The 22073-nt window shown below is 75.0% G+C and carries 21 protein-coding genes; 10 read left to right on the top strand and 11 right to left on the bottom strand.

The features are described 5' to 3' along the window. Positions 1–128: 128 nt before the first annotated feature. From ACFQTY_RS06920 to cofD, 5 genes are all read left to right on the top strand, one after another. Positions 129–1559: an aminotransferase class I/II-fold pyridoxal phosphate-dependent enzyme gene (locus ACFQTY_RS06920; protein ID WP_378098749.1), complete on the top strand. Its 1431-nt coding sequence runs from the start codon at positions 129–131 to the stop codon at positions 1557–1559. Positions 1560–1729: 170 nt separating this feature from the next. Beyond that, a complete protein-coding gene (locus ACFQTY_RS06915) occupies positions 1730–2797 on the top strand; it encodes a putative F420-0 ABC transporter substrate-binding protein (protein WP_378098747.1) in 1068 nt (355 codons plus the stop codon). Positions 2798–2802: 5 nt separating this feature from the next. After that, complete coding sequence (locus ACFQTY_RS06910) at positions 2803–3843, top strand: putative F420-0 ABC transporter permease subunit (protein ID WP_378098745.1); 1041 nt, start codon at positions 2803–2805, stop codon at positions 3841–3843. After that, positions 3834–4694, top strand: coding sequence for a putative F420-0 ABC transporter ATP-binding protein (locus ACFQTY_RS06905; protein ID WP_378098743.1), 861 nt, complete (start codon positions 3834–3836; stop codon positions 4692–4694). The genes ACFQTY_RS06910 and ACFQTY_RS06905 overlap by 10 nt, the downstream gene beginning before the upstream one ends. After that, on the top strand, positions 4691–5677 hold the full coding sequence (cofD, locus tag ACFQTY_RS06900) for a 2-phospho-L-lactate transferase (protein ID WP_378098741.1): 987 nt from the start codon (positions 4691–4693) through the stop codon (positions 5675–5677). The genes ACFQTY_RS06905 and cofD overlap by 4 nt, the downstream gene beginning before the upstream one ends. A gap of 45 nt (positions 5678–5722) precedes the next feature. Here cofD and cofC read toward each other — a convergent pair whose 3' ends face one another. Continuing rightward, entirely contained in the window at positions 5723–6415 is a 693-nt protein-coding gene (gene cofC / locus ACFQTY_RS06895) for a 2-phospho-L-lactate guanylyltransferase (RefSeq protein WP_378098739.1), read from the bottom strand. A gap of 116 nt (positions 6416–6531) precedes the next feature. Here cofC and ACFQTY_RS06890 point away from each other — a divergent pair, with 116 nt between their 5' ends. After that, entirely contained in the window at positions 6532–6828 is a 297-nt protein-coding gene (locus ACFQTY_RS06890; RefSeq protein WP_378098737.1) for an antibiotic biosynthesis monooxygenase family protein, read from the top strand. Between the two features lie 89 nt (positions 6829–6917). Continuing rightward, positions 6918–8108, top strand: a complete 1191-nt coding sequence (locus ACFQTY_RS06885) for a PQQ-binding-like beta-propeller repeat protein (RefSeq protein WP_291758851.1) — start codon at positions 6918–6920, stop codon at positions 8106–8108. Positions 8109–8130: 22 nt separating this feature from the next. Here ACFQTY_RS06885 and ACFQTY_RS06880 read toward each other — a convergent pair whose 3' ends face one another. After that, a complete protein-coding gene (locus tag ACFQTY_RS06880; RefSeq protein ID WP_378098734.1) occupies positions 8131–9186 on the bottom strand; it encodes a hypothetical protein in 1056 nt (351 codons plus the stop codon). Positions 9187–9263: 77 nt separating this feature from the next. Beyond that, positions 9264–10913 carry an MFS transporter gene (locus tag ACFQTY_RS06875; RefSeq protein ID WP_378098732.1) on the bottom strand — a complete coding sequence of 550 codons (1650 nt, stop codon included), beginning with the start codon at positions 10911–10913 and terminating at the stop codon, positions 9264–9266. Positions 10914–11053: 140 nt separating this feature from the next. On the opposite strand from ACFQTY_RS06875, the gene ACFQTY_RS06870 reads away from it, so the two are divergent. Further along, positions 11054–11644: a TetR/AcrR family transcriptional regulator gene (locus tag ACFQTY_RS06870; protein ID WP_378098730.1), complete on the top strand. Its 591-nt coding sequence runs from the start codon at positions 11054–11056 to the stop codon at positions 11642–11644. On the opposite strand, the gene ACFQTY_RS06865 is transcribed toward ACFQTY_RS06870, so the two are convergent. From ACFQTY_RS06865 to ACFQTY_RS06835, 7 genes are all read right to left on the bottom strand, one after another. After that, positions 11614–11901, bottom strand: coding sequence for a hypothetical protein (locus ACFQTY_RS06865; RefSeq protein ID WP_378098728.1), 288 nt, complete (start codon positions 11899–11901; stop codon positions 11614–11616). The genes ACFQTY_RS06870 and ACFQTY_RS06865 overlap by 31 nt on opposite strands. A gap of 1 nt (position 11902) precedes the next feature. Continuing rightward, positions 11903–13237 (bottom strand): radical SAM protein, encoded by a 1335-nt coding sequence (locus tag ACFQTY_RS06860; RefSeq protein WP_378098726.1) that lies wholly within the window; start codon positions 13235–13237, stop codon positions 11903–11905. 53 nt (positions 13238–13290) lie between these two features. Continuing rightward, a complete protein-coding gene (locus ACFQTY_RS06855; RefSeq protein ID WP_378098724.1) occupies positions 13291–14445 on the bottom strand; it encodes a hypothetical protein in 1155 nt (384 codons plus the stop codon). Positions 14446–14546: 101 nt separating this feature from the next. Beyond that, positions 14547–15260: a type 1 glutamine amidotransferase gene (locus tag ACFQTY_RS06850; protein ID WP_378098722.1), complete on the bottom strand. Its 714-nt coding sequence runs from the start codon at positions 15258–15260 to the stop codon at positions 14547–14549. Beyond that, positions 15257–16576, bottom strand: a complete 1320-nt coding sequence (locus ACFQTY_RS06845; protein ID WP_378098720.1) for a MurT ligase domain-containing protein — start codon at positions 16574–16576, stop codon at positions 15257–15259. Before ACFQTY_RS06845 ends, ACFQTY_RS06850 begins: the two co-directional genes overlap by 4 nt. Positions 16577–16727: 151 nt before the next feature. Further along, positions 16728–17222 carry a flavin reductase family protein gene (locus tag ACFQTY_RS06840; RefSeq protein ID WP_378098718.1) on the bottom strand — a complete coding sequence of 165 codons (495 nt, stop codon included), beginning with the start codon at positions 17220–17222 and terminating at the stop codon, positions 16728–16730. 106 nt (positions 17223–17328) lie between these two features. Further along, positions 17329–18237 (bottom strand): undecaprenyl-diphosphate phosphatase, encoded by a 909-nt coding sequence (locus ACFQTY_RS06835; protein ID WP_291758876.1) that lies wholly within the window; start codon positions 18235–18237, stop codon positions 17329–17331. A gap of 265 nt (positions 18238–18502) precedes the next feature. Between ACFQTY_RS06835 and ACFQTY_RS06830 the strand changes: the two genes are divergently transcribed. Then, a complete protein-coding gene (locus ACFQTY_RS06830; RefSeq protein WP_378098716.1) occupies positions 18503–19618 on the top strand; it encodes a mannonate dehydratase in 1116 nt (371 codons plus the stop codon). A 12-nt stretch (positions 19619–19630) separates the two neighbouring features. Here ACFQTY_RS06830 and ACFQTY_RS06825 read toward each other — a convergent pair whose 3' ends face one another. Then, the gene (locus tag ACFQTY_RS06825; RefSeq protein WP_291758882.1) at positions 19631–20554 is read right to left on the bottom strand and encodes a helix-turn-helix transcriptional regulator; all 924 of its coding nucleotides are present in this window, start codon (positions 20552–20554) and stop codon (positions 19631–19633) included. Between the two features lie 101 nt (positions 20555–20655). Here ACFQTY_RS06825 and ACFQTY_RS06820 point away from each other — a divergent pair, with 101 nt between their 5' ends. Then, positions 20656–22056: an MFS transporter gene (locus tag ACFQTY_RS06820; protein ID WP_378098713.1), complete on the top strand. Its 1401-nt coding sequence runs from the start codon at positions 20656–20658 to the stop codon at positions 22054–22056. The last annotated feature ends 17 nt before the right edge of the window (positions 22057–22073 follow it).

Genomic DNA, 22073 nt, shown 5'->3' with positions numbered 1-22073 from the left:
TGACTGTCGAGGTTGGACATTTCTGCGGCGTTTCTCGGGATTTGCCGTGCGGGAACTTCCGGGGCGCCGCGTGTAAACAGTGGGGACCTTGGTCCGCGTCGACCGCGCCCAGCACGGACGATTCCGTCGTGGACCAGGGGGATTCGCAGGGGGATTCGCAGCGGGACTCGCAGGCGGGGCCGCGCCGCGGGCACGACGAGCACCACCTCGGGCACGGCCGGGCCGCCGCGGCACGCCTCGCGGACCTGGTCGTCGACCGCAGCCCGCGCGGCATCGCCGCGACGGTGGCGCGGATGGTGCACACGGGCGGCCTGCGCCCCGGCGACCGGCTGCCGACCGTCCGGGCCCTCGCCGCGGAGCTCGCGGTCAGCCCCGCCACCGTCGGCTCGGCGTGGCACGCCCTGTCCGTCGTCGGCCTGGTGTCGTCCCGCGGCCGGGCCGGCACCACCGTGCTGCCCTCACCGGAGGACCGCGTGCCGCCGCGCTACCGCGACCTGACCGGCGGGGCGCCCGGCCGCCTCGACCTGTCCACCGGCACGCCGGACCCCGAGCTGCTGCCCGAGCTGGGCCCGGCGCTGGCGCGGGTCTCGGCCCGCATGCCCGCGGCCGAGACGGCCAGCTACGTCGCGCCGTCCCTGGTGCCCGAGCTCGAGCACCTGCTGCGCGGCACGTGGCCCTTCCCGCCGCAACGGCTGACCGTGGTCGACGGGGCGGTCGACGCGCTGGCGCGCACGCTCGACGTCACGTGCGGGTTCGGCGACCGCGTGGCCGTGGAGGACCCCGGCTTCCCACCGCTGTTCGACCTGCTCGACCAGCTGGGCCTCGAACGCGTGCCCGTCACGCTGGACGCCCACGGCATGGTGCCGGACTCGCTGGGGGCGGCGCTGGCCGCCGGGGCGTCCGCCGTGGTGCTGCAACCGCGCGCGCACAACCCCACGGGCGTCAGCCTGACGCCGACCCGTGCGCGGGAGCTCGCAGCCGCCGTGCGCGCGGCACCCCAGCCCGTCTGGGTGCTGGAGGACGACCACTCCGGGCAGATCTCCTCCGCGCGGGACGTCAGCCTGGGTGCGCTGCTGCCCGACCGGGTGGTGCACGTGCGCTCGTACTCCAAGTCGCACGGTCCGGACCTGCGCATCGCCGCCGTCGGCGGACCCGCCACCGTGCTCGACGCGCTCGTCGCCCGCCGCCTGCTCGGCCCTGGGTGGACCAGCCGCCTGCTGCAGCGCGTGCTGGCGGACCTGCTCACCGACGGTCCCGCCGTGGACGCCGTCGAGCACGCCCGCCGGGTCTACCACGGACGCCAGCGCGCGCTCACGCAGGCGCTCGCGCACCACGGCCTGGAGCTGGTCCCCGGGGACGGCGTGAACCTGTGGGTCCCGGTGGCGGACGAGCAGCGTGCGCTCGTGCGGCTCGGTGCGGCCGGGATCCGCGTGGCCCGCGGCCGGCCCTTCGCCGCCACGGGCCAGGAGGGTGGCGGTCACCTGCGCGTGACGGTCAGCGCGCTGCGCCAGGACGTCGACGCGGTGGCGCGCGCGCTGGCCCTCGCGGCGGCGCCGTGACCGGCCGGTTGTGGGGCTCCGACCTGCGTGCCTAGGGTGTGCGCCGGAACCCCACCGGATGTTGGCGAGGGCCGCGCCGTCCCCACTGGGCGGTGCGATTCCGGGGAGCGACGTGCTCCCGTGCGAGCGGCGACGAGCCGCCGACCCGCCACCTGCCGAGGAGCCCTCCCATGCACCGCCGTGCCGTCCCGTCCCGTCTGATGCTCCCCCTGGTGCTCGCGCCTGTCCTCGCGCTCGGCGCCTGCGCCTCGGGCGCCTCCGGTTCCGCGTCGTCGTCCACCACCGCGGCCGCCACGGCGGCGACGTTCAGCCCCGTCACCCTGGACGACTGCGGCACGCAGGTGACGGTGACCAAGCCGCCCACCCGCGTGGTGTCGATCAAGTCCAGCGCGACCGAGATGATGCTCGCGCTCGGCCTCGGCGACCGCCTGGTCGGCACCGCCTTCGCCGACGGGCCGGTGCCCAGCCAGTGGGCCGCCGCGGCGGCCAAGGTGCCGGTGCTCGGCGACACGGTGCCCAGCCAGGAGGCACTGCTCGCCGCGAACCCGGACTTCGTCTACGCCGGCTGGGAGTCGAACGTGTCGTCGTCCGGCGTCGGCGACCGGGCGACGCTCGCCTCGCGCGGGATCGGCACCTACGTCTCCCCCGCGGCCTGCAAGGAGAAGGGCTCGATGCCCGACCCGCTGACGTTCGACACCGTGTTCGGTGAGATCGGCCAGGTGGGGCAGATCTTCGGCGTGCCGGACCGCGCCGCGGCGCTCGTCGCGAAGCAGAAGGCCGACCTCGCGGCCGTGCAGAAGCTGCCCGGCCACCGCACCGCCCTGTGGTACTCCTCCGGCAACGACACCCCGTACGTCGGCGCCGGCATCGGGGCACCGGAGATGATCATGGACGCCGCCGGCCTGACCAACGTGTTCGCGGACGTGCACGACACCTGGACGTCGGTCGGCTGGGAGAAGGTCGTGGCGGCCAACCCGGACGTGATCGTGCTGGTCGACGCGACGTGGAACACCGCGGCGTCGAAGATCACCGCGCTCGAGCAGAACCCGGCGACCGCCCAGCTCGCCGCCGTCAAGCAGCACCGGTACGTGGTGGTGCCGTTCGCCGCGACCGAGGCGGGCGTGCGGAACGTCGAGGCGGTGCAGACCGTGGTCGCGGGCGTGAACGCCCTGGACGGCGGCCCGGCGCCGAGCGGCGGCACCACGGCGACCCCGGGCAGCACCACCAGCGCCGGCTGACGCCGGTGGCAGCAGGGGTCCGTCGTCTCCCGCTGACCGTCCTCGTGGCGGTCGGCGTGGTGGCGCTCGTCGTCACCGTGCTGGTGGCCGTGACGATCGGGCCCGCGCACCTCGCGGTGAGCGAGGTGGCGCGCAGCATCGGCGTGCACCTGCACCTGCTCGGAGCCGGTGGGGCGGCGCCCGTGCCGACGCTGCACGACGCGATCGTGTGGCAGCTGCGGCTGCCGCGGGTGCTCACCGCCGCGGCGGTCGGGGCGGGGCTCGCGCTGTCCGGCGCGGTGATGCAGTCGCTGACCCGCAACCCGCTGGCCGACCCGTACCTGCTGGGGCTGTCCTCCGGAGCCTCGCTGGGCGCCGTCGCGGTGCTGGTGGTCGGTGTGGCGCTGGTGCTGCCGCTCGCGGCGTTCGCCGGCGCGCTGCTCGCGTTGGTCGGCACCCTGACGCTGGCGCGGGCGGGCGGGACGCTGACCCCCGGACGCGCGGTGCTGGCGGGCCTCGCCGTGTCGCAGCTCGCGGCGGCGGGCACGTCGTTCGTCATCTTCTGGACGGCGACGGGTGACTCCTACCGGGAGATCCTCGCGTGGCTGATGGGGTCGTTGGCCGGCGCGACGTGGCGGTCGGTCGCCATCTCGGCGGGGGCGCTGCTCGTGGTCGGCACCGTGCTGGTGGTCAGCGGGACACGGCTGGACGCCTTCACGTTCGGCGACACCAGCGCGGCGGCGCTCGGCCTGCACGTGGACCGGACGCGATGGACCCTGATGACGCTCGTCGCCCTGCTGACCGGCGCGATGGTGGCGGTCAGCGGCGCGATCGGGTTCGTCGGGCTGGTGCTGCCGCACATCGTCTCGGCGCTGACCGGGCCGGCGCACCGGCGGCTGCTGCCGGTGGCGGCCCTGGCGGGCGGCACGTTCCTGGTGTGGGCGGACACGCTGGCCCGTACGGCGTTCGACCCGCGGGAGCTGCCGGTCGGCATCGTCACCGCGCTGATCGGGGTGCCGGTGTTCGCGGTGCTGCTGCGACGTGGGCAGGGGTCGGCGTGGAGCTGACCATCGCGGGGGTCGGGACCCGGCTGGGCGGGCGGTGGGTGGTCGACGGGGTCGACGCGACGCCGCCGACCGGAGCCCTCACCGGGCTGCTGGGACCCAACGGCGCCGGCAAGACGACGCTGCTGCGGCTGGTCGCCGGGCTGCTGGTGCCGCAGGCGGGAGCCGTCATGGTCTCGGACGACGAGCCCGGTCCCGGGCCGACGTCCACGGCCGGCGGGGCCGGCGCCGTCCCACCACGTCAGGTGCCCGTGCACCTGCTCCCCCGGCGGCACCGCGCCCGCCGCATCGCCCTGCTGGAGCAGGAGTCGAGCTCGGCCGTCCCGTTGACCGTCCGCGACGTCGTCGCCCTGGGCCGGATCCCCTACCGCTCGTGGTGGGGCACGGACGACGACCCCGCCGCCGTCGACCGCGCGCTCGAGGCCGCGGAGGCCGCCCACCTGGCCGACCGCGCGTGGGCCACGCTGTCCGGCGGTGAGCGTCAGCGCGTGCAGATCGCCCGCGCGCTGGCCCAGGAGCCCGCGCTGCTGCTGCTCGACGAGCCGACCAACCACCTGGACGTCGCCGCGCAGCTGCACCTGCTGGCGTTCGTGCGGAACCTCGGCACCACCACGGTGGCCGCCCTGCACGACCTCAACCTCGCCGCCGCGTTCTGCGAGCACGTCCTGGTGCTGTCCGCCGGTCGCCTGGCCGCCGCCGGCCACCCCGCCGACGTGCTCACGCCCGCCCTGCTGCGCCAGGTGTACGGCGTGGAGGCCGAGGTGCTGACCCATCCGCGCACCGGACGGCCTGTCATCGCGTTCACCGACCGCTCCCCGGTCGGTCCGACCCCCCGACCCCAGGAGGACCGTTGAGGATCACCGTGCTGTCCGGCGGCGTCGGCGGCGCCCGGTTCACCCGCGGCCTGCTGGCGCTGCTGCGCGACCGGCTGCCGGACGGCGCCGGGGGCACCACGGCACAGGTGACGGTGGTGGCCAACACCGGGGACGACATGTGGCTCCACGGTGTCCGCGTCTGCCCCGACCTGGACACGCTGATGTACACGCTCGGCGACGCCGTGCACGAGGGCCAGGGCTGGGGTCGGCGGGACGAGACGAGCCGGGTCTCGGGCGATCTCGCCGCGTACGGCCTCGGCTGGGAGTGGTTCACGCTGGGCGACCTGGACCTGGCCACGCACCTGGCCCGGACGCAGCTGCTGCAGGAGGGGCTGCCGTTGTCGCAGGTCACCGAGCGTCTGGCCCTGCGATGGGACCTGGGCGTGCGGCTGCTGCCGATGAGCGACCAGCCGGTGGAGACCCACGTCGAGCTGGTCGACGGCCGGACCGTGCACTTCGAGGAGTGGTGGGTGCGCCTGCGGGCGGGCGTGCCGGCCCGCAGCTTCGTTCAGGCGGGGCTCGAGGTCGCGACGGCGGCACCGGGCGTGGTGGAGGCGCTCACCGAGGCGGACGTGGTGGTGCTGCCGCCGTCCAACCCGGTGGTGTCGATCGGCACGATCCTCGCGGTGCCGGGCGTGCACGCTGCACTGGCGGCGACGGCGGCGCCGGTGGTCGGCGTCAGCCCGGTGATCAGCGGTGCGCCCGTGCGCGGCATGGCGGACGCGTGCCTGGCGGCGATCGGCGTGGAGACCTCCGCGGCCGCGGTCGCCCACCACTACGGAGCACGGTCGACCGGCGGCATCCTGGACGGCTGGTTGGTGGACGACGCGGACGCCGGCGCGGTGCCGGAGCTGGCCCTCGCCGGTCTCGCAGCGGCCGCGACCGGCACCCTCATGAGCGACGTGCCGACCACCGCCCGGATCGCCGCTGCGGCGCTGTCGCTGGTGGACCGGCTGCCGTGACCCACCGCCGCGCCCGGACGCGGCCGAGCGAACTCCCCCGGCGCGTCAGACCAGCCCGGGCAGCCGGGCTATCAGGGCCGTGGTGCGCGGCCCCAGCGGGAGTGCCGCCGCCGCCCTGAGGTCGGCGGGGACGTCGACGTCCTGACGCAACGTGGACGCCTCAGGGACGTCGAGCGGCACGTGCCCCAGCGCCCGGTGAGCCGCCGCCGACCCCCTCCCGAACCGCGGCTCCAGCTCCGCGGACGGCCCGACCGTCAGCACGGTCGTACCCGTGCCGGGTGCGTCGGCCACCAGACCGCGGTCCACGCCGTCCGCTGCGGTGAGCGCGTCCCCCAGATCGGACGGCTGCAGCGCCGGCACGTCACCGAGCAGCACGGCTACGGGCGCCGGCCGATCGCGCCGGGCTGCTGCGGCGCCCGCGAGCACCGCCGCGTCCAGCCCGCTGCGCCGACCCTCGTGCGACGGTTCGCCCACCACCGTCACACGTGGGAGCCGGGACGCCTCCTCGGCCACCGCGGGGTCCGCCGTCACCACCAGCACGCGGGCCACCCGGTCGCACGCGAGCGCCGCCTCGACCGTGTCGAGCGCCATCGCCCGCACCAGGTCGGCCCGATGGCCGGCCGCCAGCACCGCCGACAGGCGCGTCTTGCCGTGCCGGGCGTCCTTGACGGGCACCACCACGGCCCACGTCCGCCCGCCGGGCGCCGCCGTCGCGCCGTCCGTGTGCTCGTCGTGCACGCCGCTCCCGTCGCCTCGCGCGGGCCGACGACCCGCGGGCACACGGTAACCGGCCCGTGCGGCCGGTCCGGCGCAGTGGTGTGATGCACGCATCACGGCTCCCGTGGAGGTGCGCGATGGTCGTCACGATCCTGCAGGCGGAGGTCGACCCGGTACGGGCGGCGGACCTGGTCGGCGCCTACCGGGAGGGCGTCGGGGAGCTGGAGCCGGGCATCGTCGAGACGTACCTGCTGCACGACGCCCGCGACGACACGCAGTGGCGGATCGTCACCGTGTGGGCGTCGCTCGAGGCGCTCGACGCGATGCGGGCCTCCGGGCAGACGCCTCGAGGCGTGCAGTTCTTCGCCGCGGCGGGCGCGCAGGCGACCCTCACCGTGCTGGGCGTCGTCGAGCACGCGGCGGCGCTCGCCTGAACGGCACCGGAGGGACGACGAGCCCTGCTGCGGAGCCGCGGGGTGGACCGCGCTGGCGTTCGGACCGATCGCACCGCAGACTCCCGGCCATGAAGAGAACGGGCGCCCTGCTGGCGTCGTCGGCAGCCGCCGTCCTGATCCTGTCCGCCTGCACGGCCGGCCCCAGCACCGCGCCACGGTCCACCTCGGCCGCGGACGCCGCCACGACCGCACCGGCCCCGTCGGGTGCCGGTAGCGCGAGCGCGGCTGCGACACCCACCCCGAGCTCGACCCCCGCATGGCCTCCGGCCGCGCCCGCCGGCACGCCGGGCTATCTCGCGGCCGGCTCGGACCCCAGCGTGCTGCCCGGTCCGATCCTCATCGCGGACAAGAAGAACAACCGGCTCGTGGTGGTCAGCCCGCAGGGGCAGGTGCTGTGGCAGTGGCCGCAGGCGGGCGACCTGGCGCCGGGCCAGACGTTCCTCATCCCCGACGACGCCTTCTTCACCCCCGACGGCAAGAGCATCGTCGCGACGGAGGAGGACAACTTCGTCATCACCCAGATCGACATCGCCAGCCGCAAGATCGTCTGGCGCTACGGCACGCCCGGGACGCACGGCTCCGGCCCCAACCAGCTGTGGAACCCGGACGACGGCATGATGCTGCCGGACCACACGGTCATCGCCCCGGACATCAAGAACTGCCGGATCGTCGACCTCTCGCCGTCCTCGCAGAGCCCGCTGTGGACGCTGGGCACCCTCGGCTCGTGCCAGCACAACCCGCCGTCGCACTTCGGCAGCCCGAACGGCGTGTTCCCCCTGCCGAACGGGCACTTCCTGGTGACCGAGATCAACGGCGACTGGGTCGAGGAGATGGACCGCTCGGGCCACGTCTACTGGTCCACGCACCCGCCGGCCATCACCTACCCGTCGGACTCGAGCCAGTACAAGCCCGGGCAGTACGTCACGGTCGACTACTCGAACCCGGGCCAGGTGGTGCTGTTCGACCAGTCCGGCAAGGCGCTGTGGCGGTGGAACCCCGCCAGCGGCGACGGCCGGCTGAACCACCCGTCGCTGGCGGAGGGACTGCCGAACGGTGACGTCATCCTGAACGACGACGCCAACCACCGCGTGATCGTGCTGGACCCGACGCAGAACAAGATCGTCTGGCAGTACGGGCACACCGGCCAGGCGGGTGACCAGCCGGGGTACCTCAACACCCCGGACGGCCTGGACCCCGTCCCGCCGCACTCGTACGCGACCGTCGTCGGGCTGACGGCACCGGCTCCGGGCGCCTGGTAGCGGGCGCGCCGGCCGCAGGTCGCTACGGAGCCGGCTGGATCCGGACGACGGTCGAGAGCGCGGACGTCTTCCCGGCCGCGTCCGCGGTCTCACCGCCGACGACGTAGGCGGAGTCCCCGAGCACGGCCATCCCCGGGTCGGAGGTCGGCGCGGGCAGGTGCCCGACGGCGGTGACCTGCCCGGTGGCCGGGTCCAGGCGGTACACCACGTCCTGGTGCGCGGCGCCGCGCGTGCCGCCGACCAGGAGCACCGCGCCCCCGAGGGTGGCCGCCGCCGCGTGGGACAACGGTGCCGGCAGGTGCCCGGCGACCGTGACGGCGCCGCTGGTCAGGTCGATGCGCTGCACCAGGTCGATCGCCGTGCCCGAGTGCTCCCCGCCCAGCACCCACAGCGCCCCGCCGGCCACGGCCGCAGCGGCGTACCGGACGGTGGTCGGCAGGTGCGCCACGGTGCGGAACGTCGTCCCGTCGGTGGTGGCCAGCACGTCCGCCAGCTCGGTCGTCGCGGCGTACCCGCCGACCACGTAGGCCGTGCCACCGTCCACCGCCACCGCGTGGTCGGACCGCGCCTGCGGCAGGTGGCCCACCACGGTCCCGGTGCCACCCGTGGTCGCGATCGCCTGCACCGGGTCCGTGGACGCGTTCACGCCGCCGCCCAGCACCACGGCACGCCCACCCAGCACCGCTCCCCCGGCGTCGTGGGTCGGCTGCGCCAGGTGCCCCACCACCGAGGTGGCGCCGGTGCCGGGGTCCAGCGTGAGGACGTTCGCCGTGGTGGAACCCCCCGCCAGGCCGCCGAGCAGCAGCAGGCGGTCGCCGACGGGCAGCACCACCATGCGGGACGACGGCGACGGCAGGTGCGTGGCGAGCGTGGTCACGGTGAGCCGGCCGGCCGAGGCGGCCGACGCCGATGCGCCGGGGGCCGAGGCGGTGGAGGCCGACGTCGAGCTCGGTGCACCCCCGGCGGTGGCCGAGGCGGCACCGTGCACCCCGGCGGGCGCGGGCGTCGACGGGCTGCACGCTGCCACCAGCCCCACCGCGATCGCGGCGGCCGTCCCGCTGACCCGACGTGCTCGCATGCGTCCTCCGTGCCTGGTGCGGGCGCGGCGGCGAGGGGTGCCGCCCGCGGACGGCCGCTCACCGGCCGGACGGCCCATCAGACGACGTCCGGCGCCTCGTGTCCAGCCGGGGCGGGGGGCGTCGGAGGGGGCGTGGCCGAGCGCCGCGGCAGGGCGAACGTCGCCGCGAGGCCGACCGCGAGGGCGACGGCGGCCAGGCCGGTGGTCACCTGGCTGGCGTGCACCATGGCGTCGGCCGCGGCCGTCGCCGCGGTGTGCATGCCGGGCGCCGTCTGCAGGCCCGCGATCGCGATGCCCGCGCTGTCCTTCACCGCCGCGGTCAGGCCGTCCACCGCGCCGGGCGGCAGGCCTGCCGCCGCCAGGTTGGCGCGAGTGCTCGAGGCCAACGTGGACACGAGCAGCCCGCCGAGCAGGGCGACGCCGAGCGCCGAGCCCAGCTGGCGCACGGTGCTCTGCAGCCCGGAGGCCTGTCCGCTCTCCTGCACCGGTACGTCGGACAGCAGCAGCGAGGTCAGCTGGGCCGTGGCCATGCCGACGCCGACCCCGTAGCCGAACAGCCACAGGCACAGCACCAGGGTCGACGTGCTGGTCGACAGGCTGAGCGCCAGCCCGCCGACCGCGATCGCCTCGAGCGCGAGCCCGGTCTGCACGATCGCCCGCTGGGACATCCGGCCGCTCAGCCGCGGCAGGGCGGCGGAGACCAGGAACGTGCCCATCGCCAGGCACAGGATCACGCCGCCGGTGCCGAGCGCGCTGTAGCCGAGCGTGCCCTGCAGCAGCAGAGGCAGCGTGAACAGCAGGCCGAACTCGCCGAACGCGACGATCAGCGCCGCCACGATCCCGGCGCGGAACGTGCGCACCCGTAGCAGCGAGAGGTCCACCAGCACGTGGCGCCCGGCGGCGGACCGACGCTGCTCGAGGCGCACGAACGCGACCACCGCCAGCACCCCGCCCACCAGGGCGAACGGCACCGGGGACAGCGCGCCGGACGGCTGCCGCGTCCAGCCGAACCAGGAGGACTCGATCAGCGCGAACACGATGCCGCCCATGCCCACCGCGCTCAGCAGCACACCCCACGCGTCACGGCCCGGCGCGGCGGTGGCGTCCCGGGTCTCCGGCACCACCCGCACGATCCCGACCACAACCAGCAGCCCGACTGGGATGTTCAGCCAGAACGCCCATCGCCACGACACGTCCGTGGCCAGCCAGCCGCCCAGCAGGGGGCCGATGGCGGCCATGCCACCGATCGCGGAGCCCCACACGGCGAACCCGATCGCGCGCGCCCGCCCGGTGAACGTGGCGTTCAGCGTCGACAGGGTGCTCGGCACCACCATCGCCGCGCCGAGCCCCTGCACCAGCCGGGCCACGATCAGCTGGGGGGCACCGCCGCTCAGCCCGGCGACCAGGGACGCCGCCATGAACAGCACGATCCCGGCGGCGAACAGCCGCCGCCGCCCGTGCAGGTCGCCGAGCCGCCCCACCGTGATCAGCACGGCGGCGAACACCAGGGCGTAGGAGGCGTTGAGCCACTGCGCGTCGGCGGCGGTCAGGTGCAGGTCGGCCATCACCACCGGCAGGGCGACGTTGACGATGGTCGCGTCCATGATCACCAGCGCGACGCCGAACCCGATGGTGAGCAGCGCCGCCCAGGCGCGACGGTCGAGCGCCCCGGACGGCCCGCTCGGCGGGGTGGGGACGGCGGGGGGTGCGGCGGCAGGCTGGGTCACGGCGGCGACTTTACCGACACCGTGTCGGCAAAATCAATCGGTGCCGCCCGGGGGTCTCGACACGCCGTCGTTATCATGAGCCCGACCCGGCTCCGCGGCTCCGCGCTCGCGCAGCCCCGACCGGCAGCGAGGAGCCCGCCGTGCCCCGCATCCAGGCACCGACCGTCGCCGAGCACCGCGCGGCGCAGCGGACCGCCCTGCTCGACGCCGCCCGCGACCTGCTGTCGGAGGGTGCCACGGAGGCGCCGGCTCTGGCGGACGTCGCGCAGCGGGCCGGTCTGGCCAGGTCGAGCGTCTACTCCTACTTCAGCTCCCGGGAGGACCTGCTCGACGCCCTGGTCTCCGACACGTTCCCCCGCTGGTCCGGGTACGTGCACCAGCGGATGGCCCGCCAGTCGACGCCCGGCGGCAAGGTGCTGGCGTACGTCGACGCCAACGTGCACCTCGTCGCGCGCGGCGACCACGCGCTCGCGATGACCCTCGCCTCGGTCGCACGTTCGGACGCCCTCGCCGAGTCGACGCACCTGCTGCACGACGAGCTGCGCACACCGCTCGTCGCCGCGCTCCGGGAGCACGGCAGCAGCGACCCGGACCGCACCGCCGAGCTGGTCCAGGCCCTGGTCTATGCCGTGAGCCGCATGGTGGAGGACGGCGTCAGCGAACGCCGCGCCCGCGGTCTCGCGCACGAGCTGCTGGAGCCCTACCTCCGGCGCACCCCGCCCACCGACTGAGGCCTGAGCACCTGGGTCCGCTCCCGCAGCTCCCGCTCGTCGATCTCTCCCCGGGCGTACCGCGCGCGGACGATCTCCAGCGCGGGGTCACGGTTCCCGTCCGGGCCCACGGATGCCTGCGCACGGCGCAGCGCGCGCAGCGCGACCGGGATCGCCGCCGCCCAGAACAGCAGGTACGCGGCCATGGACACCAGCCCCAGCGCGCGGGTGTCCCGGTCCGCCACCAGCCGGCCGCTGTGCTCGTAGAACGGGTGCACGTCAGCTCCTCTCAGCGGGCCGGGCACCGTCGAGCACCCGGCGTTCCGTCAGCGTCCGGGCCAGCCACCACACCGGGCCGCTGCGCCCGCGGGCCGGTCGGGCCCAGCCCGCCGTCGGCTGCATCGCCACGTCCCCGTGCTCACGCAGCATCTGCGCCCACAGCGGTTCGATCAGCCCGTACGTCACCGCGCGCTCGAGATCGTGGAACACGTCGTAGCCGCGCGGCGTCAGCCGCAGCAGCCCGTCGTCCGACCTGACCAGCCCGGCGGCGCGGCCCACCGCCGTCAGACCGCGCACCGGTCCGGCGCCCACCAGGCCGTAGGCCGCCGTGAGGGTGGCCGGGTCGACCGCACCGGCGTACGCCTGCCAGAACGCCTCGTACGCCGCGCCGCCGAGCGCGCCGAGGTGGAAGCGCCGGGCGACGGGCACCCGGCCGGCGGCGACCGCCGCCTCGTACGCCGCCAGGCCGAAGTGGTTCACCAGCAGGTCCCGGCCGGTGACCGACGAGGCGCCGGCACCCATGCCGAGGAAACGGCGCCGGGTGATCGACGTGTACGGCGGGCTGCCCAGGCGGTTGAACGTCCACACCGAGCGGCGCTCGTACCCGAGGCGACGGGCGAGCTCCGCCACCTGCGACAGCACGGCGTGCTCGCGGCGGCGGGCGTGCCGCGCGACGCCGAACGGCGTGTACCCGAAGCGCATCAACGGGTACGTCGACACCTGGTCGGCACCGGTCTCGAAGCACCAGGCGACGTCGTCGAGGAACGCGCGGACAGCGGTCGCGGCGGCCGGCGACGACCCCGGCAGGGCGACGTCGACGATGAGGTCCACGTCGACCACGGCGAAGCGCCCGACTGCCGCCAGCACCGCCCGGCGGGAGGCGTCCGCGTCGTGCGGCCGACCCAGCCGACGCAGCACCGGGTCGTGGAACGACTGCGCACCGATGCTGACCGCGTCGAACCCCGCGGCGGCCAGCGCGTCGAGCCGTGCGGGCGTGGCGTGCGTCGGCAGCACCTCGACGGCTCGGCGCCCCGCCGTCGGCACGCGCTCGACCAGGTCGGCCAGCACCTCGGGGAACAGCGTGGGCGTCCCGCCCCCGACGTACAGCGAGGTGAACGACCCGAACCGGGCGGTGTGCGCGTCGACGACCGCGTCGACCTCCCGCCGGAGCGCCTCCAGGTACGGCATCGCAGGCACGTCGCCCAGCCGCACCTTGTCGTAGGGGCAGAACGGGCAGATGGACGAGCAGAACGGGACGTGCACGTAGGCGCCGGCCGGGGCGTCGAGCAGCCGCACCACGTCGGCGGCCCCCGCGAGCAGCGTCCCGACGGGCATGGCACCCACCCCTCGCTCCCCGGACCGACCGACCACCGGGCCCGGGTCGCCCGTCAGGGCGCCCCGCGGTCGCCGGCCCGAGCCGCCCGACGGCGGCCCACGACCACCGCCGCTGCGGTCCCGCCGAGCAGCACCACACCGGCCACGAGGAAGGTCAGCGCGGGTCCCATGGTCCGGTTCCCGATCAGCACGACGGCGAGGAACGCGGCGCCGACCGCGCCGACCATCCACGCCCACAAGGGGTCGCGCAGGTAGGTGACCACGGCGGCGACGGCGAGGAGGCCGAGCAGCGCGGCCGCCACGGGCATCCCCCGACCGGCGGTGGTCGGGGCACCGATCACCGCCGCGACCAGCCCGAGCGCCACACCGAGCTGTCGGTGCGGCAGCCGACGCGACACCAGCCACGCCCAGACCACCCCGTAGCCGAACAGCAGCAGGCCCCTCGTCAGGTCGGTCCGCGCGAAGTCGTGGGTGTCGCCCGGGCCCTCGGACCCCGGCGCCGGCCACACGGCGTCCGGGACCATCCCCATCAGAGCAGCGCCTGCACCGAACACCGCCAGCTCGGCCACCACGCTCGGCGCCACCAGGTGCACGGCGAGCATCAGGACGAGCGCGACGCCTGCGGCCACGACGCCGGACCACCGCGCCTCGCGGACCAGCAGCACGGTGGTGGCCGCCGCCAGGGCGACCGCGAGGGTGAGCACCACGCTCGCCGACCGCCGTCGCACCGCGTGCCGGCGGTCGGCGCCGACCCGCTGCGGTCGCACCGGCCAGCCGACCGCCAGCCCGGCCACCGCCGCCAGCGCGGTGAGCCCGCCGGCGAGCAACAGCTGCGTGCCCCGGGAGATCGTCGACCACGACTGCTGCACCACCAGCGCGACGGCGGCCAGCACGAAGACGCTGCCGAGGTACACGCCGGCCTCGAGCAGCCGGCCGCGCCACGCGGGGGCCGGCTGGGCGACCGGCGCCGCGACGGAGACCGCGGGTGGCGCGGCAGCGACCGCGGCCGGCACCGCCGCCACCTCGGGCGAGGTGCCGAGCGGAGCGACCTCCGCACCGGCGATCGCGGTCAGCACCGCGTCCGCCTGGGCACGGCTCAGCGTGCCGTCGGCCACGAGGGCGGCGAGCGCCTGCACCGGGCCGCGAGGGGGTGTGCCGCCGGACGGTTCGAGGGCCGGTCCGGCCGGGGGAACGGGTGTCGTCGTCATCGCTGACTCCCTGCTCACGCGCTGCGCGAGTCCTGCTCCCAGCGTCCTCCCACCGGGCGGCGCTGCCAACCCCGCGACCGCCCCGCGCGGGGCCGAGCGGGTCAGTACGCCCGGTTCGCCGCCTCCGCGCGGGACCGCTCGACCAGCGGCTCCTCGATCGGCTCGAGCTGCGCCGGCTCACCACGTCGCGCCAGCGCCAGGGACAGCAGGGCGTCGGCCAGCACGGGGTTCGCCGGCAGCAAGGGGCCGTGCAGGTAGGTGCCGATCGCGTTGCCCGTGCGGGCGCCCTCGGTGCCGTCCTCCCCGTTGTTCCCGTTGCCGCGCAGCACCCGGCCCAGCGGCTGCTGGTCGGCACCCAGCCGGGTGCGGCCGCTGTGGTTCTCGAAGCCGTAGAGGGTGCCGAACGCCTCGGTCTGCACGGCCGCGTTGCCGATCAGGCGGCGGTCACCGCCGATGGTCTCCACGTCGAAGACGCCGATGCCGGCGATCTCCTCGCCCTCGTGCGTGCGGAACCGCCGGCCCAGCAGCTGGTACGTGCCGCACACCATGAGCATCGGCACGCCGTCGCGGACCAGCTGGTGCAGCCGGTCGCCCTTGCGCAGCACGTCCGCCTGGATGTCCGCCTGCGCCGAGTCCTGGCCGCCGCCGCCCAGCACCAGGTCGGTCTCGTCCGGGAGGTCGTCACCGATGCCGACGAAGTGCACCACCGGGTCGAGGCCGCGCCACCGGGCCCGCTGCAGCAGCGTCAGCCGGTTGCCGCGGTCCCCGTACGTGTTCATCTCGTCCGGGTACAGGTGCACCAGGTGCAGCGTCATCGTGCGGTCACCGTCCCCTTCACGGCCGACGCCGAGAGCATGGTGTGCAGCCGCAGCATGGCGGTGTAGGTGGAGAAGACCACCGTCTCCCCCGGTGTTCCGGCGATGACCGCCACGGCCGCCTCCAGGTCCGGCTCGATGCGCCCGACGGGCACGTCGTCGTACCGCAGCCGCAGGGCCATGTCGACCGCCCTGATCCCCGTGGTCATCGCCACCTCCCGCCCGGCCAGCGGCGAGAAGTCCACGTCCCACAGCCAGGACAGGTCCCGCCCGTCCGCGACCAGGTCGTTCACGGCGACGACGACGGTCGTCCCCTCCCGCACGTAGGAGGCCAGCCCCTGCCGGAAGCTCGCGGGGTTCTTGACCAGGTTCAGCTGGACGTGGGCGCCGCCCGGCAGCGTGTACACCTGGCCCCGGCCGAACGCGGGCCGCACGTCGGCCAGCTGGTCCACCAGCGTGCGCACCGGGACGTCCGGCAGCAGGGCGTGCACCAGCGCCAGCGCGGCGGCGCCGTTCTGGAAGTTGTGCTGACCGGTGACCTGCAGCCGCGCGTCGAGCTCCTGGTCACCCACCCGGTAGCGCGCGCGGTCGCCGTCGAACGCGAGCAGCTCGACCCCCGGCGCCGGCGGCACCGGGGCCGCCTCCTCGAGCTCACCCGTCAGGGTGGCGGGCGCCATGTGCGTCGCCGCACCGGTTCCGGTGCGCACCAGCTCGTCGTCCCGCGGGAAGTACCGCAGCAGGTCCGGTGCCACCCCGAACCGCTCCACCCGGACACCCGGGGCGCCGGAGGACAGGCGGGGGTCGTCGCCGTTGACCACCACGCCGGTGCCCGCGGCGCGCATGGCGCTGGTGATCAGCCGCGCGACGGTGTCCACCTCGCCGAACCGGTCCAGCTGGTCGCGGCTGGCGTTCAGCGCGAGCACCCACGCCGGCGGGGCGGCAGCCGCCACCTGGGGGGCGTAGGCCTCGTCCAGCTCGAACACCGCGATGTCGAACGGCAGCCGGCCGGTCAGGTGCGCCTGCTGGCTGACGCTGCTGATGATGCCGCGCGTCATGTTGCTGCCGGTCGCGTTGGTCAGCACGCGCAGCCCGTTGGCCCGCAGCACCTCGACCACCATCTTGGTGGTGGTGGTCTTGCCGTTGGTCCCGGTCACCATCACCACGCCACGCGGCAGCTGACCGAGCACCGCGGCCAGGTATCCCGGCACCAGCCGCTCGACCACCCGGCCCGGCATCGCCTGCCCGGCGCTGCGTCCGCGCAGCCGCACCGCGGCGGCGACCGCCTTGCCGGTCAGTGTGCCGAGAAGCCTTCGCACGCGTTCTGCCCTCTGCTCGACGAACCCGGGTTCCCCTGCGGGCGCCCCGACCTTACCCGGCACCGACCGGACGACGCCCGCCGCCGCCCTGCCCGGCGGGTGCGCCCGCTCCCGCCCGGACGGTCCGCGGGCCCGCGACCAGGGGATCTGCTCAGGGCTCGCGACGCTCGCGCAGCCGGTGGTACGTCCGGTCCCGGTAGACCAGGGGGTGCCCGTCCCCACGGTCGGAGGCGTGCTGCGCGAGCACCGCCACCAGGTAGCTGCTGCCCACGGGCGCGCGCTGCACCACCTCGCCCTGGATCCAGGCCACGGCGCCCTCGACCACCGGCTCGCCGGTCGGCAGCTGGCGCCACCCGCCGTCGGCGAACCGGTCGATGCCGTGCCGGGCGAACCGTGCCGCGAGCTCGTGCTGGTCGTCGGCGAGGAAGCTGACGGCCAGCGTCCGGGCGGCCTGCACCGCCGGCCACGACGACGACGTCGAGGCGATCGAGAACGCCAGGATCGGCGGTTCGGCAGAGACCGAGATCACCGAGGTGACGGTGAGCCCCACCATGGCACCGTCCGGTCCCCGCAGGCCGACCACGGCCACGCCTGCAGGGTGCCCACGGAACAGGTCCTTGAACCGCCCGGTCTCCAGGGGGCTCACGGCCGCCGCCTCCGTCCGTCGATCGTCTCGCAGGTCACCGTACGTCCGGGCGCGTCCGGCACGCCGGGACGTCCGGATGCCGTGCCGAGCGCCGAGCGAGCCCCGCTCAGGCGAACCGGACGATCGACAGCACCCCGGCCACCAGGCAGTACACGGCGAACGGCGTGAGCGTCCTCGTCTTGAACCACCGCTGCAGGAACGTGGCTGCCGCGAGCGCCGCCACGAACGCCGCCCCGGCGCCGGCCAGGCTCTGCGCCCGGATGCCCTCGCCGAGCGGTCCCATCAGGTCCGGCACCTTGAGGACGCCGGCCGCGAGGATGATCGGCGTCGCCAGCAGGAAGGCGAACCGCACGGCCTCCTCGTGCGTCAGCCCGCGCAGCAGACCGCCCGCCATGGTGATGCCGGACCGGCTGATGCCCGCCAGCAGCGCGCCGCTCTGCAGCAGGCCGATCACCCCGGCGTCCCGCACGCTCACCTGCTGCGTCATCGCGACGTCCAGACCCGGCACGGGGCCCTCGGCGTCGACCGCGTCCGGTGCCGGGCGGTGCCTCGGCGCCCGCCGGCGCAGCCGCTCGGCGGCGAACAGGACCAGGCCGTTCAGGGTCAGGAACACGGCAGCGAACAGCGGCTTGGCGAACAGCGTGCGCAGCGGGTGCTCCAGCACCAGGCCGAGGAGCCCCGCCGGGATGGTGCTGACCACGATCAGCCAGGCCAGCCGCTCGTGCGTGGTCTCGATGCGACGGTGCACCAGCGAGGTGAAGAACCCGCGGACGATGCCGACCCAGTCCCGCCAGAACAGGGCGACGAGCGCGAGGGCGGTCGCCACGTGCAGCGCCACGATGAACGCCAGGTAGGGCGACTCGGCCTTCGACTGGTCCGTCACCAGCGCCGTCCAGCTTCCCCCGATCCACGCCGGCACCAGGATCGAGTGACCCAGGCTCGAGATGGGGAACAGCTCGGTCACGCCCTGCAGCAGCCCGATGACGACGGCCTGGAAGTAGCTGATGTGGTCCACGCGCGGAGTCTAGGTGCCGGGTCTGAGGCTCCTGTCGGGGCGCGAGGAGCCGGCTGGGCACGTCCGGCGCAGGTGTTGCGCCGACCATGTGCAGGCGCACGACGGCCTCCACGTGCGGCGCCTGGCCCCGGGCCGTCCGTTCGGGGCAGTATCGGCACCGGTCGTCCGTGCTCCGTCAGGCCGCCGCACCGTCGCCGCGGGAGCCGGCCGGTCGACCGACGCGCTCGCCGGCACCGTCCGGTGACCTACCCGCACAGGAGCGGACATGAAGATGGGTTTCCGCTGGTACGGCGAGGGGAACGACACCGTCTCCCTCGACGACATCCGCCAGATCCCCGGCGTGCAGACCGTCGTCTGGTCGCTGCACCACAAGCAGGCCGGCGAGGTCTGGGAGGAGGCGGAGATCGCGGCGGAGATCGCGACGATCACCGGGCTGACCGACGAGCACCGTTCCCGCGGGGTCACCAAGACGCTCGACGCGGAGGTCGTCGAGTCGGTCAACGTGCACGAGTCGATCAAGCTCGGCACCACCGTCCTGGGCATGAGCCGCGACGAGGCGATCGCGAACTACGTCACGACGATCGAGCGCCTGGGCCGGGCCGGCGTGAAGGTCGTCTGCTACAACTTCATGCCCGTCTTCGACTGGCTGCGCACCGACCTGTTCCACCCGCTGCCGGACGGGTCCACCGCCCTGTTCTACGACCAGAAGGTCGTCGACGGGCTGACCCCGGAGAAGCTGATCGCCGACATGGCGGCCGGCACGGGCGCCCTGACGATGCCCGGCTGGGAGCCCGAGCGCCTCGCGCACTTCGCGGAGCTGAACGAGGCCTACCAGGGCGTGACCCACGGGGACATGTACGCGCACTACAAGTACTTCCTCGACGCGGTGATCCCCACCTGCGAGGAGTACGACGTCAAGCTCGGCGTCCACCCGGACGACCCGGCCTTCGACCTGTTCGGCTGGCCGCGCGTGGTCTCCACCAAGGACGACCTGGCAACCGTGCTCTCCCTGAACGACAGCGTCTACAACGGCCTGACGCTGTGCCTCGGCAGCTTCTCGTCGAATCCCGAGGCCGACGCCGTGGACGCGGTGCGCACGTTCATGGACCGGATCCACTTCACGCACGTCCGCAACATCAAGCACCTGCCCGGCGGCAGCTTCACCGAGGTCGGCCACCGCGCGTCCGAGGGCTCCGTCGACACGATCGGGATCATGAAGGCCTACGCCGAGGCGGGCTTCACCGGCTACGTGCGGCCCGACCACGGTCGGCACCTGTGGGACGAGAACACGACCCGTCGGCCGCGGCCGGGCTACGGCCTGTACGACAGGGCGCTGGGCACCCAGTACCTGCTCGGCCTCTGGGACGCCTTCCGCTCCTGACTGCCGGCGGCGCTACCGGGAGGCGACACCGGTCGGACCGGCCGGGCGGTTCTCCAGCTCCGCGGTGAAGGCCGTGGCGGCCCACGAGGCGAGCAGCCGCAGGCCGTCGTCGGACGCCGAGCCCGGCGCGGCGGTGTAGACGTTCAGCTGCAGACCCGGGTCGGCGGGTAGGACCAGCACCTCGTAGTCCAGCTCGAGGCGGCCGACGGCCGGGTGCTGGAACACCTTGCTGCCGGACCGGTTGTGCCGCACGTCGTGCGACGCCCACAGGCGCCGGAAGTCCTCGCTGCGGGTGGACAGCTCCCCGACCAGGTCGGTCAGTCGTCGGTCGTAGGGGTTGCGGCCGGCCTCGGCGCGCAGGCTGGCGACGGCGTCGTGCGCCAGCTGCTCGAGCCTGTCCCCGGAGAACGCCGCGGCGGCGGCCGGGTCGAGGAACTGGAAGCGGGCGACGTTCACCGGGTGTCCCGGACCGTGGGTCGGCGAGTCGTAGAGCGGCGCGTACAGCGCGCGGCCGAGCAGGTTGGCGCCCAGCACGTCGAGCACGCCGTTGCGGACGAACGCCGGTGAGTCGATCACCTCGAGGATGCGAGCCACCTCGGGGCGCACTGCGGGCGCCGGTGCCCGGCGGGCGCGGGAGCGAGCGGCACCGGAGGCGTTGGCCGCCCGCGCCAGGTCGAGCAGGTGGCCGCGCTCGGCGTCGTCGAGCTGCAGGGCCTGCGCGAGGGACTCCAGCACCTCGTCCGACACGCCGGCCAGGTATCCCCGGTCCATCCGCGTGTAGTAGTCGATGCTCACGCCGGCGAGCATCGCGACCTCCTCGCGCCGGAGCCCGGGCACGCGCCGGGTGCGCCCGTACGCCGGCAGGTTCGCCTGCTGCGGCGAGATCCGGGCCCGGCGGCTTCTGAGGAACTCCCGGGTCTCGGCTCTCAGGTCCATGGGCCGACGGTACGGTCCGCCCGGACCGGCTGGGAGGTACGGGCGTTACCCGGAACGGCCCGCCCTCCCCCGCCGTGCGGGGCCGTCGTTGCCTTGGCGCCATGACGACGACGCAGGACCAGCTCAGCTCGGCACCCCTGGCACCTCGGGTGGGGGACGCCCCACCGCACCCCCGTGCGGTGCTCGGGATCGTCCTCGTGGGCTACTTCATGGTGGTGCTCGACAACTCGATCGTGATCACCGGCCTGCCGCACATCGCCGCGGACCTCGCGATGACCCGCGGGTCGCTCGCGTGGGTGGTGAACGCGTACCTGCTGGCCTTCGGTGGGCTCCTGCTGCTCGGCGCGAGGGCCGGCGATCTGCTGGGCCGGCGCCGCACGTTCGTCGTCGGCCTGGTGGTGTTCACGCTCGCCTCCGCCGGCGTGGGCCTCGCCCCGACCGGAGCCCTGCTGGTCGCGGCACGAGCTGCGCAGGGGCTGGGCTCCGCCGTCCTGGCGCCCTCGACGCTCGCGCTGCTCACGGCCTCCTTCCCCGACGGGCCGCGGCGGACCAGGGCGACGACGGCGTACGGCGCGGTGGCCGGCATCGGGGCGAGTGTCGGCCTGGTCGCCGGCGGGCTGCTGGCCGACCTGGTGACGTGGCGGGCCGGCTTCCTGATCAACGTGCCGATCGGGATCGCGATGCTCGTCGCCGGCCTGCGCGTGCTGCCCGAGACGCCGCGGTCGCGCGGACGGCTGGATCTGCCCGGGGCTGTGCTCGCGACGGCCGGACCCGCGGCGGTCGTGTACGCGCTGGTGCGTGTCGGGGAGCGCGGCTGGACCGACCCCGCGGTGCTGCTCGCGATGCTGGTGGGCGTGCTGCTCGTCGCCGGCCTGGTGCTCGTCGAGCGGTCGGCCGCCCAGCCCGTGCTGGTGCTCGGGCTCTTCCGCGACCGCGAGCACGCCGGCGCCTACGTCGCCCGTGCGCTGTTCATGGGCTCGATGATGGGGTTCTTCGTGTTCACCAGCCAGTTCATGCAGGCCCGGTGGGGCTGGTCGGCGCTCGCCGCGGGGCTCGGCTTCTTCCCGATGACCACGGTGAACTTCGCCGTCGCGGTCTCCGTCACGCGGCTGCAGCGCCGGGTGCCCGCCGCGGTGCTCCTGGTCACCGGCCTGGCGCTGGCGGCCGTCGGCACCGCGGCACTCGGTCTGGTCGGCCCGAGCAGCACCTACCTGCCGGGTGTCGCCCTGCCCATGGTGCTGGTCGGCGCCGGCCAGGGGCTGGCGTTCGGACCGCTCACCTCCTCCGGCATCGCCCGCGTCGACCCGACGCAGGCCGGCGCCGCCTCCGGCGTGGTCAGCTCGGTCCACCAGCTCGGGGGCGCGCTCGGCATGAGCCTGGTCCTGGCCGTCTCCGGCACCTATGCCGCGGCGATGCGCGATGGTGCCGTCCTGGTCGCCCTGGCCGTGCTGACCGCCGCCGCGCTCGTCGTACCGGCTGCGGCCCGGCGCGGGAGGCCCTGACCGACGGCGGTGGCCCC

Origin of the sequence: Cellulomonas sp. T2.31MG-18, from assembly GCF_964266755.1 — a bacterium.
Taxonomy (GTDB): domain Bacteria; phylum Actinomycetota; class Actinomycetes; order Actinomycetales; family Cellulomonadaceae; genus Cellulomonas.
This window is presented reverse-complemented; position numbering and strand designations above follow the sequence as displayed.

What these genes read in the sequence shown, in the direction of transcription:
- ACFQTY_RS06885 (WP_291758851.1), top strand. Translation starts at nt 6,918, where the DNA reads ATGAAGAGAACGGGCGCCCTGCTGGCGTCGTCGGCAGCCGCCGTCCTG.
- ACFQTY_RS06825 (WP_291758882.1), bottom strand. Translation starts at nt 20,554, where the DNA reads ATGGACCTGAGAGCCGAGACCCGGGAGTTCCTCAGAAGCCGCCGGGCC.
- ACFQTY_RS06880 (WP_378098734.1), bottom strand. Translation starts at nt 9,186, where the DNA reads ATGCGAGCACGTCGGGTCAGCGGGACGGCCGCCGCGATCGCGGTGGGG.
- ACFQTY_RS06890 (WP_378098737.1), top strand. Translation starts at nt 6,532, where the DNA reads ATGGTCGTCACGATCCTGCAGGCGGAGGTCGACCCGGTACGGGCGGCG.
- ACFQTY_RS06855 (WP_378098724.1), bottom strand. Translation starts at nt 14,445, where the DNA reads ATGACGACGACACCCGTTCCCCCGGCCGGACCGGCCCTCGAACCGTCC.
- ACFQTY_RS06820 (WP_378098713.1), top strand. Translation starts at nt 20,656, where the DNA reads ATGACGACGACGCAGGACCAGCTCAGCTCGGCACCCCTGGCACCTCGG.
- ACFQTY_RS06830 (WP_378098716.1), top strand. Translation starts at nt 18,503, where the DNA reads ATGAAGATGGGTTTCCGCTGGTACGGCGAGGGGAACGACACCGTCTCC.
- ACFQTY_RS06850 (WP_378098722.1), bottom strand. Translation starts at nt 15,260, where the DNA reads ATGACGCTGCACCTGGTGCACCTGTACCCGGACGAGATGAACACGTAC.
- ACFQTY_RS06860 (WP_378098726.1), bottom strand. Translation starts at nt 13,237, where the DNA reads ATGCCCGTCGGGACGCTGCTCGCGGGGGCCGCCGACGTGGTGCGGCTG.
- ACFQTY_RS06915 (WP_378098747.1), top strand. Translation starts at nt 1,730, where the DNA reads ATGCACCGCCGTGCCGTCCCGTCCCGTCTGATGCTCCCCCTGGTGCTC.